The sequence below is a fragment of the Sphingobium lignivorans genome (genome assembly GCF_014203955.1).
GTDB lineage: Bacteria > Pseudomonadota > Alphaproteobacteria > Sphingomonadales > Sphingomonadaceae > Sphingobium > Sphingobium lignivorans.
Genome location: NZ_JACHKA010000001.1, coordinates 535,500 through 549,622, shown reverse-complemented (window position 1 = coordinate 549,622; position 14,123 = coordinate 535,500). Strand labels below are relative to the sequence as shown.

Annotated in this window: 14 protein-coding genes; 6 read left to right on the top strand and 8 right to left on the bottom strand. The window is 66.1% G+C overall.

Going from position 1 to position 14,123, the window contains the following annotated elements; all coding sequences use genetic code 11:
• Nucleotides 1-1,743: an acyl-CoA dehydrogenase gene (locus tag HNP60_RS02590; protein ID WP_184149855.1), complete on the bottom strand. Its 1,743-nt coding sequence runs from the start codon at nucleotides 1,741-1,743 to the stop codon at nucleotides 1-3.
• 118 nt (nucleotides 1,744-1,861) lie between these two features.
• On the opposite strand from HNP60_RS02590, the gene dctA reads away from it, so the two are divergent.
• The gene (gene dctA / locus HNP60_RS02585; protein ID WP_041392454.1) at nucleotides 1,862-3,136 is read left to right on the top strand and encodes a C4-dicarboxylate transporter DctA; all 1,275 of its coding nucleotides are present in this window, start codon (nucleotides 1,862-1,864) and stop codon (nucleotides 3,134-3,136) included.
• A gap of 21 nt (nucleotides 3,137-3,157) precedes the next feature.
• Here the strand turns inward: dctA and HNP60_RS02580 are convergent, their stop codons facing one another.
• A complete protein-coding gene (locus tag HNP60_RS02580; RefSeq protein WP_184149852.1) occupies nucleotides 3,158-4,159 on the bottom strand; it encodes an alpha/beta hydrolase in 1,002 nt (333 codons plus the stop codon).
• A gap of 110 nt (nucleotides 4,160-4,269) precedes the next feature.
• Between HNP60_RS02580 and HNP60_RS02575 the strand changes: the two genes are divergently transcribed.
• Nucleotides 4,270-4,734, top strand: coding sequence for a Fur family transcriptional regulator (locus HNP60_RS02575; protein WP_014074883.1), 465 nt, complete (start codon nucleotides 4,270-4,272; stop codon nucleotides 4,732-4,734).
• A gap of 305 nt (nucleotides 4,735-5,039) precedes the next feature.
• Here the strand turns inward: HNP60_RS02575 and HNP60_RS02570 are convergent, their stop codons facing one another.
• Both HNP60_RS02570 and HNP60_RS02565 read right to left on the bottom strand, forming a co-directional pair.
• A complete protein-coding gene (locus tag HNP60_RS02570) occupies nucleotides 5,040-5,360 on the bottom strand; it encodes a hypothetical protein (protein WP_184149849.1) in 321 nt (106 codons plus the stop codon).
• A gap of 3 nt (nucleotides 5,361-5,363) precedes the next feature.
• A complete protein-coding gene (locus HNP60_RS02565; RefSeq protein WP_184149846.1) occupies nucleotides 5,364-5,750 on the bottom strand; it encodes a VOC family protein in 387 nt (128 codons plus the stop codon).
• A 91-nt stretch (nucleotides 5,751-5,841) separates the two neighbouring features.
• On the opposite strand from HNP60_RS02565, the gene dxs reads away from it, so the two are divergent.
• Nucleotides 5,842-7,770: a 1-deoxy-D-xylulose-5-phosphate synthase gene (gene dxs / locus HNP60_RS02560; protein WP_221414774.1), complete on the top strand. Its 1,929-nt coding sequence runs from the start codon at nucleotides 5,842-5,844 to the stop codon at nucleotides 7,768-7,770.
• Entirely contained in the window at nucleotides 7,767-8,576 is an 810-nt protein-coding gene (locus tag HNP60_RS02555; RefSeq protein WP_184149840.1) for a DUF72 domain-containing protein, read from the top strand. The genes dxs and HNP60_RS02555 overlap by 4 nt, the downstream gene beginning before the upstream one ends.
• A gap of 93 nt (nucleotides 8,577-8,669) precedes the next feature.
• On the opposite strand, the gene HNP60_RS02550 is transcribed toward HNP60_RS02555, so the two are convergent.
• From HNP60_RS02550 to ileS, 4 genes are all read right to left on the bottom strand, one after another.
• Nucleotides 8,670-9,158 (bottom strand): pyridoxamine 5'-phosphate oxidase family protein, encoded by a 489-nt coding sequence (locus HNP60_RS02550; protein WP_184149838.1) that lies wholly within the window; start codon nucleotides 9,156-9,158, stop codon nucleotides 8,670-8,672.
• Nucleotides 9,159-9,223: 65 nt separating this feature from the next.
• A complete protein-coding gene (locus tag HNP60_RS02545; protein WP_184149836.1) occupies nucleotides 9,224-9,643 on the bottom strand; it encodes a DUF3035 domain-containing protein in 420 nt (139 codons plus the stop codon).
• A gap of 1 nt (nucleotide 9,644) precedes the next feature.
• Complete coding sequence (gene lspA / locus HNP60_RS02540; RefSeq protein ID WP_184149834.1) at nucleotides 9,645-10,160, bottom strand: signal peptidase II; 516 nt, start codon at nucleotides 10,158-10,160, stop codon at nucleotides 9,645-9,647.
• Complete coding sequence (gene ileS / locus HNP60_RS02535) at nucleotides 10,157-13,189, bottom strand: isoleucine--tRNA ligase (protein WP_184149832.1); 3,033 nt, start codon at nucleotides 13,187-13,189, stop codon at nucleotides 10,157-10,159. The genes lspA and ileS overlap by 4 nt, the downstream gene beginning before the upstream one ends.
• Before the next feature lie 337 nt (nucleotides 13,190-13,526).
• Here ileS and HNP60_RS02530 point away from each other — a divergent pair, with 337 nt between their 5' ends.
• The gene (locus HNP60_RS02530; RefSeq protein WP_014074873.1) at nucleotides 13,527-13,715 is read left to right on the top strand and encodes a Thivi_2564 family membrane protein; all 189 of its coding nucleotides are present in this window, start codon (nucleotides 13,527-13,529) and stop codon (nucleotides 13,713-13,715) included.
• Nucleotides 13,716-13,781: 66 nt separating this feature from the next.
• A complete protein-coding gene (locus HNP60_RS02525; protein ID WP_184149829.1) occupies nucleotides 13,782-14,060 on the top strand; it encodes an entericidin EcnAB in 279 nt (92 codons plus the stop codon).
• Nucleotides 14,061-14,123 lie beyond the last annotated feature (63 nt).

Below are 14,123 nucleotides of genomic sequence, written 5' to 3'. Positions count from 1 at the left end.
TCAGGCCGAGGGGAAATCGCTCCCGGTGAGCAGCTGGCTGGGGGACGCACGCACGGCCTCGATCTGCGCCAGCGCAACCGGCAGGCGCTGCCGCAGGAAGAAGGTCGCAGCCGCACGCTTGGACTTCAGCATGCCCTGATCCGCCTGCCCGGCGACCAGACGCCTCTCCGCCTCCTCGGCCTGGAGCCCGAGCAGCCAGCCGCCGGCCACAGCGCCGCACAGGGCAAGGAAAGGCGAGGCCGCCGCCCCCACGCCCGCCGAATCATGCGCGAGCATCGCCTCGCGGGCTTGCGCCAGCCGCTCGAGCGCGACCGTCATGGCCTGCCGCGCCTCCTGATCCCGCCAGTCATCGATGTCGCGCCGGATCGCGCTTTCGAGCTCGGCCATCGCTTTGCCATTGTCGAGCCGCAGCTTGCGGCCGGCCAGATCCATGGCCTGAATGCCGTTCGTCCCTTCGTAAATGGCCGCGATGCGCGCGTCCCGATAATGCTGGGCGACGCCCGTCTCCTCGATGAAGCCCGCGCCGCCATGCACCTGGATCGCCAGGCTCGACACCTCGATGCCGACATCGGTCGCCCAGGCCTTGCTGATCGGGGTCAGCAGATCGGCGCGCCGCTTCCAGTAAGCGCGTGTTTCCGGGTCCGGCTCGCTGTGCGCCCGGTCTACGGCCGCGGCATTGGCATAGACGATCGCGCGGGCCGCCTGCGTCAGGCTGTGCATGGTCATCAGCATCCGGCGCACGTCTGCATGGCCAATGATGGGGCCGAACTGCACGCGTTCCGCTGCATAGGCCCGCGCATCCTGCCAGGCCCGCTCGGCGATGGCGACGCCCTGATTGCCGACATTGATGCGGGCGTGGTTCATCATCGTGAACATCGCCGCCATGCCGCCATGGGGCTGGCCGATCAGCCAGCCGACGCACGCCCCCTCCTCGCCCAACGCCATGGTGCAGGTGGGCGAGGCATGGATGCCCATCTTGTGCTCGAGAGCGATGCAGCGGATGTCGTTGCGTATGCCTGGCTTCCCGTCCGCGTCCGGCAGATATTTGGGCACTAGGAACAGGCTGATCCCTTTCGACCCCGCCGGGGCGTCCGGCAGGCGCGCGAGCACGAAATGGATGATGTTCTCGGCGAGGTCATGCTCGCCCCAGGTGATGAAGATTTTCTGGCCGCGCAGCCGATAGGTGCCATCGTCCGTAGGCGTGGCGGACGTGCGCAGCGCGCCCACGTCGGAGCCCGCCTGCGGTTCTGTGAGCAACATCGTGCCTGCCCAGTGGCCGGAGACGAGATGCGGCAGGTACAGCGCCTTCATCGCCGCGTCGCCATGCGCCTGCAGGGCCTCGATCGCGCTCAGCGTGAGCATCGGGCATAGCGAGAAGGCCATGTTCGCGGCCGTGAACTGCTCCTGCACCGCCACCGAGAGCACGAAGGGCAGGCCTTGCCCGCCATGCGCGGGGTCGGCGGAAAGGCCATTCCAGCCCGCCTCGACATAATCGCGATAAGCCTCCGCGAAGCCCGCCGGCAGCGTCACCCTGCCTTCCGACAGCCGCGCGCCCTCGCGATCGCCGATCATGTTGAGCGGCGCGAAGCCCTGTTCCGCCAGCCGCGCTGATTCCTCGAGGATCTGGCCGGCAAGCTCGGGCGTGGCGTCACCAAAGCCGGGCAGCGCACTCAGGCTCTCCAGCCCCGCGACCGTCTCCAGCACGAAAAGCTGCTCGCCGGTCGGCGCGTGATAGTCCGCCATGAAAATCCTCTCCAATTGATTTGGACCGACCTGTATCGCGAAACGCAGCGCTCGTGTAGGTCCGGCGATCGGCCGACGAACGAGGACGGGGACAGCCTGCATCATGGAGACGATCGGGATGAAAAGGAGCGGCGCGCCAGGGCGGCGGTTCGCCTGGTCGCGCCAGCTTTATGTGCAGGTGCTGATCGCCATCGTCGCGGGCGTGCTGCTCGGCACGTTGCGGCCGGAATGGGGCAGCGCGATGAAGCCGCTGGCCGACGGCTTCATCAAGCTCATCAAGATGGTGATCGCGCCGGTCATCTTCCTCACGCTGGTGAGCGGCATCGCCCACATGCGTGCGCTGGGCGAGCTCGGCCGTGTCGCAGCCCGCGCCTTCGGCTATTTTATCGTGGTGTCGACGCTGGCGCTGGTGGTCGGCCTCGTCGTCGCGAATGTCGCGCAGCCCGGCGCCGGCCTCAACATCGATCCGCGTACGCTCGATAGCGAGGCGGTGTCCGGCTATGTCGGCGCGGCCGCGCACAGCAGCCTGTCCGCCTTCCTGCTGGACATCATTCCCACCACGCCGCTCTCCGCCCTTACCGAGGGATCGATCCTGCAGGTGCTGTTCGTCGCGGTCCTGTTCGGCATCACCATCGCGCTGGTCGGGGAGCCAGCCGAGCCGGTGGTCGACCTCGTCGACCGTCTGGCGGTGATCGTCTTCCGGCTCGTCGCGCTGCTCATGCGGCTTGCCCCGGTCGGTGCCTTCGCCGCCATGGCCTATACCATCGGGCATTATGGCCTTGGCGTGCTCGGCAATCTGGTGGGGCTCGTCGCGGCCTTCTACCTCACATCGGCGCTGTTCGTGCTGCTGGTGCTGGGCGCCATCGCCCGGGCCAACGGCTTCTCCATCCTGCGCCTCATTGCCTATCTCCGCAGCGAACTGCTGCTGGTGCTGGGTACCTCGTCCTCGGAAGCGGCGCTGCCGCCGCTCATCGCCCGGCTCGAATCGGCCGGCTGCGCGCCGGGCATCGTCGGCCTCGTCGTGCCGCTGGGCTACAGCTTCAATCTCGACGGCACGAACATCTACATGACGCTGGCGGCGCTGTTCATCGCGCAGGCCTGCGGCGTGGACCTGTCGCTTGGCGAGCAGATCGCACTGCTGACGGTCGCGGTGATTTCCAGCAAGGGCGCGGCGGGCGTGACGGGCGCGGGCTTCATCACGCTTGCCGCCACGCTGGCGGTGGTGCCGAGCGTCCCCATTGCGGGCATGGCACTGATCCTCGGCATAGACCGGTTCATGAGCGAATGCCGCGCGCTCACCAATTTCATCGGCAACGCCGTGGCGACGATCGTGGTCGCCAAATGGGAAGGCGAGCTCGATCGCGATATGCTGGCGCGGGCACTGGGCAAATAGCCCGGCGCCCGCGCCACCCCCTTATTGCGTGGCGAGATGCTCCGCGAAGAACGGCAGCACGAACGCGCGGAACCGCTCCGCGACGCGATTGCCATGGTCGCCGTCGTAGATGCTGTAGCTGTGCGGCACGCCGAAGCGCGTGAGGAGCCGCGTCATTTCCTGGTTGTCGACGAGCAGGAAATCCTTGTCGCCCACGTCCATGGCGATCGCTTTCATGCTGCGCAGCGCAGGCAGATATTGCGGCACCATCGCATGAGGCGCGTTCGCGGCCCATTGCGCGAGTACGCCGGGCTGCACGACACCATCCTTCGTGCCGAAGTCGAGGAAGAAGGGCGGCTTGTCCGGCGCGGGCGACCAGGCCGCCGCCGCCGCGAAATCGGCGCGCACGCCGAAATCGCCCTCAAGCGCTTGCGCCATGCTCATCGCCTCGAGCTGCTTTCCGCGTTCCGGCGTGATGCCGCGGGCGGAAAGGCAGCAACTGCTCATGGCATAAAGGCTCGAGAACACGCCCGGATATTTCATGCCGATCTTGAGCGTGCCGTATCCGCCCATCGAATGGCCGGAAAGGCCGCGCCCCTCGCGCCGCGCGATGGTGCGGTAACGGCCATCGATGTAGGCGACCAGATCGCGGGCAATGAAGCTCTCGAAATCGCCGACGGTCGACGAGCTCGAATACATGGCGCCGCCATGCTTGGTGTAGCTGTCCGGCACGACGAGGATCATGTCGCGCTCGCCCAGCGCCTCCGCGAAGCCGATGAACCCGTCATATTTTTCGGCGGTCGCCATGAAGCCGTGGAGGAAATAGACGACGGGATAACGCCGGTTCGTATCGCGCGCATAGCCCGACGGCAGGACGACGATTACGTCGCGCTCGGCGCTGTTGCCTTCCAGATTGCCCGCGATGGCCGGGGAATGCACGCGCACCTTCTCCACCGACACCTGCGCCGTGGCCGGCACCGCCATTGCGAGGCCGAGAGCAGCCAGGCCTTTGCCGAGCCGCCGCATCCATCCCGGGAATCGCATGCCCCCTCCTTGTTGATTTTGTCCAGTCATCGATAGCGCAGCGGGGCCGTGATGCCAAGGCTTCTCGGCAAGGCTTGTGGGTTGCCTCGGCAAGGCCTAGATTGGGAACCATGGCCCACCATCGGCACGATCACAACGAACCCACCGGCTCCCTGCTTGAGACGGCCGCGCGCGCGACGCTTGAAGGCAAGGGCGAGCAATGGACCGAGATGCGCGGAGATATCTTCACCGTGCTCGCGGCGGAGGAAAAGCCCGCCTCGGCCTATGACATCGCCGACAAGGTCTCACGCAAGCGCGGCAAGCGGGTGGCGCCGAACAGCGTCTATCGCATTCTCGACCTGTTCGTGACGAACAATCTCGCCCAGCGGGTTGAAAGCGCGAATGCCTATATCGCCAATGCGCATCCCGGCTGCCTTCACGATTGCATCTTCCTCGTCTGCAAGACCTGCGGGGAAGCGACGCATATCGATGACGACACGCTGACCGGGCGCGTGCGCGGCGTCGCGGCCCACGAAGGCTTCAAGGCCGAACGTCCCGTGATCGAAGTGCTCGGCACCTGCGCCAAGTGCGGCTGAAGGCCCGGACCAATCCATATCAATGCCCCGGAGAAAAGGAGAGGCGCGCTCCGCCTGTCCTGCAGCCGCTGCGTTATGACCACCCCTCCGGAGACCGCCGAGAGGCAGGTGCAGGCGAGGCAGGCACTTTCTTCATTTGAAGCCCTCCACCACCCGGGCGGACCGTACAGGCTCGTGGGACGAACACTGCCGTTCGCCTGACCGGATTTTCCGTCACGTTCATGGAAGATCGCCCGGACCTATGGTCATCTTTGTCGTCTTCCATGCCCCGGCGCAGTGTTGGCCCACATGAACCCCGCCCCCCGCTATCGCCTCTGCCGGAATATCCCGGTGTAGCGCGCTAGCAGCAGGATGGCGCTGGGCCAGACCATGGTGTTCCAGATGTCCTTCCAGCTTTCCTGCCAGGGGATGGGCAGTGATCTGCGCAGGCTTTCCCAGATGTCCATCAGCTCGCCCAGCAGCGCGAATCCAAGCACCAGCAGCCATGGCTTCCAGCTGCCGATCCGCCAGCGCAGGAGGAGCACGGCGCCGAAATACAGGATCAGCGCAACATGGATATGCAGCGCATCCCGCATGAGGCCGGTAAAGGCGACCAGCCAGACCTTGCTTTGCTGAATGAAATCCACGCGTCAGTTGAACTGCGTCATGCTCAGCAGATTGCCTTCCGGATCCTTGAACCAGACGATTCGCACGTCGCCATCCGGACTGGTCCAGACGCCGCGCGGATCCTGCCCGAAGCCGGTGTAGATCTCGCATGAGGTCCCGGTGGCCTCCAGCCGGCCCAGCGCGGCGTCGAGATCGTCGACCTGCCAGCCCAGCACGGCATGCGGCCCGGGGACATGGTCGCCCACGGCGGTCAGGCGCAGGGACGTCCCTCCGCCAAGGTCGAACGTCGCCGCATAGGGATCCTCCGCGAGCAGAGGCAGACCCAGCACATCCCGGTAGAATGGCTTGAGAGCACCAACGTCCCGGCTCAGCACGAACGCGATGGCGCGCCCTCCGCTCACGACCCCCATGAATTGGCTCCTTTCGTTTCCCCAGGCGGTTATAACAAGTTTCGCGCGAACATGGTTCGACATTTGAGCCCAGGCACACTAAATGCCGGACATGATCGATCAGCCCGAGACGCCCCTGCTCGACCAGGTGCGCGATCCTGCCGACCTTCGTAAACTTGCCCCGGGCCAGCTGCGGCAGCTCGCGGACGAACTGCGCGCAGAGATGATTTCAGCGGTGGGCGTCACCGGGGGCCATCTTGGCTCCGGGCTCGGCGTGGTCGAGTTGACTGCCGCCATTCATTATGTCTTCAACACGCCGGAAGACCGGCTGGTGTGGGACGTGGGGCACCAGTGCTATCCGCACAAGATCCTCACCGGCCGACGGGACCGCATCCGCACGTTGCGGCAGGGTGGCGGCCTCTCCGGCTTCACCAAGCGCAGCGAGAGCGAATATGATCCGTTCGGCGCCGCGCATTCCTCGACCTCGATCAGCGCCGCGCTCGGCTTCGCCATCGCCAACCGGCTGACCGGCAGGGCAGGCAAGGCGATCGCCGTCATCGGCGATGGCGCCATGTCCGCCGGCATGGCCTATGAGGCGATGAACAACGCGCGGGAAGCCGGCAACCGGCTGATCGTCATCCTCAACGACAACGACATGTCGATCGCGCCGCCGGTGGGCGGACTGTCCGCCTATCTGGCGCGCATCGTCTCCAGCCGAGAATTCCTCTCGGTGCGCGAGGCGCTCAAGAAGCTCGCCCGCAAGCTCCCCCGCCCGCTGCACCACGCGGCCCGCAAGACCGACGAGTTCGCGCGCGGCATGGCGATGGGCGGCACGCTTTTCGAGGAGCTGGGCTTCTATTATGTCGGGCCGATCGACGGCCACAATCTCGACCAGCTCATCCCGGTGCTGGAGAATGTGCGCGACATGGCGGACGGGCCCGTGCTCGTCCATGTCGTCACGCAGAAGGGCAAGGGCTACGCGCCCGCCGAAGCCGCTGCCGACAAATATCATGGCGTGCAGAAGTTCAACGTCATCACCGGCGAGCAGGTGAAGGCGCCGGCCGGGCCGCCGAGCTACACCAATGTGTTCGCGCAGGCCCTGATGGACGAAGCCCAGCGCGACGACCGGGTCGTGGCCATCACGGCCGCCATGCCCTCGGGCACGGGGCTGGACAAGTTCCAGAAGGCCTTCCCGGCCCGCTGCTTCGATGTCGGCATTGCCGAGCAGCATGCCGTCACGTTCGCGGCGGGTCTCGCGGCGCAGGGCATGCGGCCCTTCTGCGCCATCTATTCCACCTTCCTCCAGCGCGCCTATGATCAGGTGGTGCATGACGTGGCGATCCAGAACCTGCCGGTGCGCTTCGCCATCGATCGCGCAGGGCTGGTGGGTGCGGACGGCTCGACTCACGCCGGCAGCTTCGACATCACCTATCTCGCCACCCTGCCGAACATGGTGGTGATGGCGGCGGCGGACGAGGCGGAGCTGGTCCACATGGTCCACACCGCCGCATGTCATGACGAGAGCCCCATCGCCCTGCGCTATCCGCGCGGCAATGGCGTGGGCGTGGCGCTGCCCGCGACGCCGGAGCGGCTGGCGATCGGCAAGGGCCGCCTGCTGCGCGAAGGCAAGAAGATCGCGATCCTCTCGCTGGGCACGCGGCTGGAAGAGGCCCTGAAAGCCGCCGACACCCTCGACGCGCGCGGCCTTTCCACCAGCGTTGCCGATCTGCGCTTCGCCAAGCCGCTCGATGAAGCGCTCATCCGGCGGCTGCTGACCACGCATGACGTCGCGGTGACGATCGAGGAAGGCGCCATTGGCGGCCTTGGCGCCCATGTGCTGACGCTGGCGAGCGACGAGGGCCTGATCGACGGCGGTCTGCGCCTGCGCACCATGCGCCTGCCGGACGTGTTCCAGGATCAGGACAAGCCCGAGAAGCAATATGACGACGCCCGCCTCAATGCGCCGCACATCGTCGAGACGGTGCTGACGGCGCTGCGCCACAACAGCGCGGGCGTGGAGGAAGCGGGCGCGCGCGCGTGACGCCGGGCACCATCCGCACCGGTGTCGGCGGCTGGACCTACGAGCCCTGGCGCGACAATTTCTACCCGGCCGATCTGCCCAAGGCCCGGGAGCTGGATTATGCCGTCAATCATCTCGGCACCATCGAGATCAACGGCACTTTCTACCGCACCCAGACTCCCGCGACATACGCCAAATGGCGTGACGCTGCGCCCGAGGGCTTCGTCTATGCCGTGAAGGCGCTGCAATATTGCGTGGCGAAGAAGAAGCTGGCGGAAGCGGAGGAGTCCATCGGGCGCTTCCTGTCGTCCGGCCTGTCCGAGCTGGGCGACCGGCTCGGGCCGATCCTGTGGCAGTTCCGCGAGACGCGCCAGTTCGATCCCGATGACATCGCCGCGTTCATGGCGATGCTGCCGGCGCAGATCGATGGCGTGCGCACGCGCCATGTGGTGGAAGTGCGGCATGAGAGCTTTGCCTGCCCCGAGTTCGTCGCGTTAGCGCGGCGGCACGGCGTGGGCATCGTCGTGGCGGCGCATGACAAGCATCCCATGATCGCCGATCCCACGGCGGATTTCATGTATGCGCGGCTCATGCAGAGCCAGGAGGACGTCGCGACGGGCTATGGCCCGGACGAACTGGACCGCTGGGCAGGCATTGCCCGCGCATGGTCCGAGGGACAATGTCCGGCGGAGCTGACCTATGTCAGCGACGGAAACGCCGCGGACGGATCGGCCCGCGACGTGTTCATCTATTTCATTTCAGGCGCCAAGCTGAGAAATCCGGCAGCAGCCATGGCTCTCGCCGATCGACTGGGCCGTCCCGCTTAAGAGCGAGCGTTTCCCGAGGGGCCCGCCCTCGCTTTCGAGCGACCGGCAGAGACATCTCGTCACGCGAAACGTCCCTGCCGGATGTCAGCCTGATCAGGCGTGGGTGCGGATATGGGCGCCTGCATCCTCCGGGTCCACCTTGCGCCCCAGGAGCAACCGGAAGCGGCCCTTGATGCTCATGTCGGCCGTCCAGATCTCCAGGTCGTCGAGATCGAAGCGCAGCATGAGGAGCTTGGGGTCGGACCGGCCCTGCTCGTACCAGGCAGCGACGCCGCTGGACCAGAAGCGATCGATCACGCCGGGATCCGTTTCCTCCACGAGGCGGCCGGAAATGCAGGCGAAGAGATCATGATCCCGCGCGGCGAACTGGGCCATGGCCGGGCCACCGGCCGCGAGCCGGTTGTCGGTCACGGTGAAAAACCAGATCGCGCCGCCCCGCTGCGGGCCCAGCGCCTCGTCAAGCTGCGCGGTCATCGGCAGGGCATGTTCCCCGCTGCCGTCGCGCCGGACCATGAGGATGGGGCTGTCGGCCAGCGCCTTCCAGAATTGATGCGTGACTTCCCGCGCAAGATCGTCGGACATGGAGGCTCTCCTTTCCTCCATGCAACGGGCGGCGCGGGCTTTGGTTGCCCGGCCATGCGGCGGGGTTACTGACCGCCGCCGACCACCCGTGCGGTCTGGCCGTCACCTTCCGGCGCGGCGACGATGTCCTGCGTGGTCGAGCCCTTGTCGATCACTTCGGTCTGGTTGTCACCCACGGAGGAACGGATGCCGACCTCGGCCGTCGACCGGCCTGCCTCGCGCAGTGCGGCAGTCTCGCTGCCGCTGCGCGGCGCGGTGCCGCCGAACATGGCCTCCAGGGCCTGCTGCTGCAGCGTGTTCTGCTGGCTGGCGGCCGTGCCGGGTGCCGGCGGGGTGAGCGCGAAATCGGGCGGAATGACCAGCGGAGGCTGGCGGGAGACCGCCATCTCGTCCGGCCGGTCACGATTGAACAGATTGGTGCCGCCACAGGCCGAGAGCGTCGCGACGCCGGCGAGCATCAGCGGAAGGCGGTAAGTCGTACGCATCTTAACGGGACTCCTTGGGTGCGGCCTTTTCGCGCAGCAGCAGCGCGCGTGCAAGCAGGATGAGGACGCCGATGGTGATCGCGGCATCGGCGAGGTTGAAGATGAGGAAGGGACGCCACTCGCCAATATGGAAGTCCGCATAGTCGATGACATAGCCCAGGCGCACGCGGTCGATGATGTTGCCGATGGCGCCGCCGAGCACGAGGCCGAGCGCCACGGCATCGTCACGCTGCGTCTCGCGCCACATCCACCAGGCCACGAACCCGGCGATCGCCATGGTCATGGCCACCAGCGCCCAGCGCATCAGTTCCGTCTCGGCATAGAAGAAGCCCATCGAGACGCCGCGATTCTCGGTCCAGGTGAGATTGAAGAAGGGCAGCAGCTCGATGCCCAGCGGCCCGCGCGACTGCAACTGGAGCGTGTGCGTCACGAAGAACTTGATGAGCTGGTCGAACAGCACGATGCCGCCCGCAAGCGACAGACCAAGCCTGCGATGAAAGGCCGGCGCGCGCGTCATGCCAGCACCGCCGCACAGCGATCGCACAGCGCGCCATCGTCCGTCACTTCTGGCAGGTGGCGCCAGCAGCGGCCGCATTTGTGGTGGGTCGTCGGGCTGATCGCGGGGCTTTCCAGAGCCGCATCCTCGCTCACATTCGCCACGATGCACATCTCCGCGAAATCCACCGCCTCGGGAACATCGGCCATGCGCACGTCCGCCTCGAGGCTGGAGCGCACGACCTTCTCCCGTCGCAGGGGCTCAATGGCCTCGTTCACCTGATCGCGAGATGAACGGATCGCCGCCCAGCGCACGCCGAGCGACGGATCGCGCCAGCCGGCCTGCACGTCCGGCCATTCGAGCATGTGCACCGAGCTGTCTTCATCGGGATAACGCGCCTGCCAGACCTCTTCCGCCGTGAAGGGGATGATGGGCGCGGCATAGCGCACCAGCGCATGGAACAGATGATCCAGCACGGTGCGATAGGCCCGGCGCTTGTCCGTTTCCTGCCCGCTCGCCGGATTGACGTCGCAATAGAGGCAATCCTTGCGGATATCGAAGAAGAAGGCCGACAGATCGTTGTTGGCGAATTCGCCCAGCGCCCGCACATAGCGGCCGAATTCCAGCCAGTCCTCGGACTGCGCCTCGCGATCCACCACGGACCGCAGTTCCATGTCCAGCTCGGCGAGGCGGTGGAGCATGTAGCGCTCCAGCTCAGGCATATTGGCAACCGGCACCCGGTCCGCCGTCTCGAAGCCGGCGAGCGCGCCAAGCAGATAGCGGAAGGTGTTGCGCAGCTTGCGATAGGCGTCGGACGCGCCGGACAGCACTTCCTTGCCGATGCGCACATCGTCGAAATAATCGGTGCTGGCCGCCCACAGGCGAAGGATGTCCGCGCCGCTCTCATCGATCACCTTGAGCGGATCGACGACATTGCCCAGGCTCTTGGACATCTTGCGGCCCTGCCCGTCGAGCGCGAAGCCGTGCGTGAGGACAGCCTTGTAGGGCGCCTGCCCGCGCGTACCGCAACTCTCCAGTAGGGAGGACTGGAACCAGCCGCGATGCTGGTCCGAGCCTTCGATATAGAGATCGGCGCGGACGCCCTCGCCATAGCGTGCCTCGACGACGAAGCTGTGCGTCGAGCCGCTGTCGAACCACACGTCGAGAATGTCGTTCACCACCTCGAAATCGGCGAGGCGATAGCGCGGACCGAGCAACGCCTGATGATCGGCGCCGAACCAGGCATCCGCGCCGCCCTGCCGGAACGCCTCGACGATGCGGGCATTCACGTCGGGATCGTTGAGATACTGGCCGGTCTGGCGATCCACATAGAGCGCGATGGGCACGCCCCAGGCGCGCTGGCGCGAGATCACCCAGTCCGGCCGGTCGCTCACCATCGCGTGGATGCGGTTGCGCGACCGCGCGGGCACCCAGCGGGTCTGCTCGATGGCATCGAGCGCGACTTCGCGCAGCGTCGGGCCATTGGTCATGATGTGATCGGGCGTGTCCGGGTTCACCGCCATGGCGATCCCCGCGCCCACCCCGGCCATGAGGCTCGGCACCACGAAGTCGGATGCGGTGGCCGCCTTGTCCATCGGGATGAACCATTGCGGCGTGCAGCGATAGATGATCCGCGCCTTGGAGCGCCACGAATGCGGATAGCTGTGCTTCAGCTCGCCCACGGACAGCAATTGCCCCGTGGCGCGCAGGTCGGTCAGGATCGGGCCGTCGGGGCCATTGAACTTCGTGTTGATGACGCTGCCCTGGCCGCCGAGCCACGGCCAGTCGTCCCGGTAGCGGCCATCGTCAGTGACGGCGAACACGGGATCGATGCCCACCGCCTTGCAGGCGATGAAGTCTTCCTCGCCATGATCGGGCGCCATGTGGACGAGGCCGGTGCCGGCGTCTGTGGTGACATGATCGGCGGCGATGAACGGACGGGGACGATCGAAGAAGTTGGACAGCGGGCCCTTGCCACTTGCATCACCCCGGACTTGATCCGGGGTCCAGCTACCTTCGCCGCCTTCCGAAGAAGAAGCTGGATCCCCGCCTTCGCGGGGATGACGAAGGAGGGTGGCCATCGGGTGGCGCGCGATGGCGCCGGCTAAATCTCTGCCTATGCCTGCCCATTTCAACTCCCAAGCCTCATCGCCGCCCCCGGCAACACGATCTTGGAATTGAGAAAGAAGAGCCTTCGCTATCAGGAAAATACGGCCACTCGCGCCTGCCCGCAGCAAATCGTCACCTGCCGCCGCTTGCGCGACAGCAACATACTCAATATCCTCCCCATAAGCGATCGCCTGGTTCACAGGGATCGTCCACGGGGTGGTCGTCCAGATCACGGCATAAGCGCCGACCAGCTCCGGCGCGTTCGGCGCCTCGACGATCTCGAACGCCAGATCGATCTGCGTCGAGACGACATCCTCATATTCGACCTCGGCCTCGGCCAGCGCGGTCTTCTCGACCGGGGACCACATGACCGGCTTGGCGCCGCGATAGAGCTGGCCGCTTTCGGCGAACTTCAGCAGCTCGCCGACAATCGCCGCCTCGGCCTCGAACTTCATGGTGAGATAGGGATCGTCCCAGTCGCCCATGATGCCCAGGCGCTTGAACTGCTCGCGCTGCACGCCGACCCATTGCTCGGCATAAGCGCGGCACTCGGCGCGGAATTCCTGCGGCGGCACCTCGTCCTTGTTCAGCTTCTTCTTGCGATAGGCTTCCTCGATCTTCCACTCGATGGGAAGGCCGTGGCAATCCCAGCCGGGCACATAGGGCGCGTCCTTGCCGAGCAGGCTCTGGCTGCGCACGATGATGTCCTTGAGGACCTTGTTCATCGCATGGCCCATGTGGATGTCGCCATTCGCATAAGGCGGGCCGTCATGCAGGATGAAGCGCTCGCGCCCTGCACGCTGGGCGCGCAGCTTGCCGTACAGGTCCATCGCTTCCCAGCGCGCGAGAATGCCCGGCTCCTTCTGCGCGAGGCCCGCCTTCATGGGAAAGTCGGTCTGGGGCAGGAAGACGGTGCTCTTATAGTCTGGCTGGTCGGTCATGGTTTTCCGGTCAGGTCCGCCGCCGGTCCGGGACTGTCGAGACGCCGGACGCCCCGGAGGAATGGGGCGGCATTTCGACAGGCTCAGCCGAGCGGGCTTGGCTTACATGCAGGTGCATCGTTCAGCATGCGCCCCTACGCGAGCGCGCGGACCTGCGCAAGCGAGAGGCCTGTCCTGCATGGGAAGCCGCGCCGGTCCGCGATGCCCGATCCCGGCTCAGAACTGCGACGAAGGAACCTTCCCGCGCGTTTGGACGTTTGCGCGTCATTAACAGGGCCTATGCCCGGCCGCGATCTTCATTCCGACCGTCGACGGCCAAAATGCAGGGAGAATTCCGATGTCGCTCGTCAGTGTCGTGATCATTCTGGTCGTCGTCGGCGTGCTGCTGTGGCTGATCAACACCTACATCCCGATGGACGGGAAGATCAAAAGCATCCTGAACGTCGTGGTGGTCATCGCCGTGATCCTCTGGCTGCTGCAGGCCTTTGGCGTGCTGGGCTCGCTCGGCGACGTGCGCGTCGACTGATCGCACGCGCAGTTCCGGTCCCGCCCCCGGGCGGGCCCGCTACATGCTTTCACAGAAGGAGAACCCATGAAAACGTCCCTGGCAGTTTTTGGAGCCGCCCTGCTCGCTGCGACGCTTCCGGCGTGCAGTGACCGGGCTCAGGAAGAAAGTCGCGAGGCCGGCGATGCGATCGGCTCGGATATCGAGCAAGCCGGCGATGACGCTGTGCAGGCCACCGAAGAGGCCGCCGACGATGCCGGCGCAGCCGCGCGGGACCTCGGCCGAGACATCAGCGAAGGCGCCGATGCCGCGGCTGACGAAACCGGCGAAGCGATGAGCGAGGCCGGCAACCGGATCCGCGACTGACCCGTCAACTGAAAAGCTGAATGGCAAGCCCGAAGCCGGCATCGCGGTGCCGCTTCGGGCTTT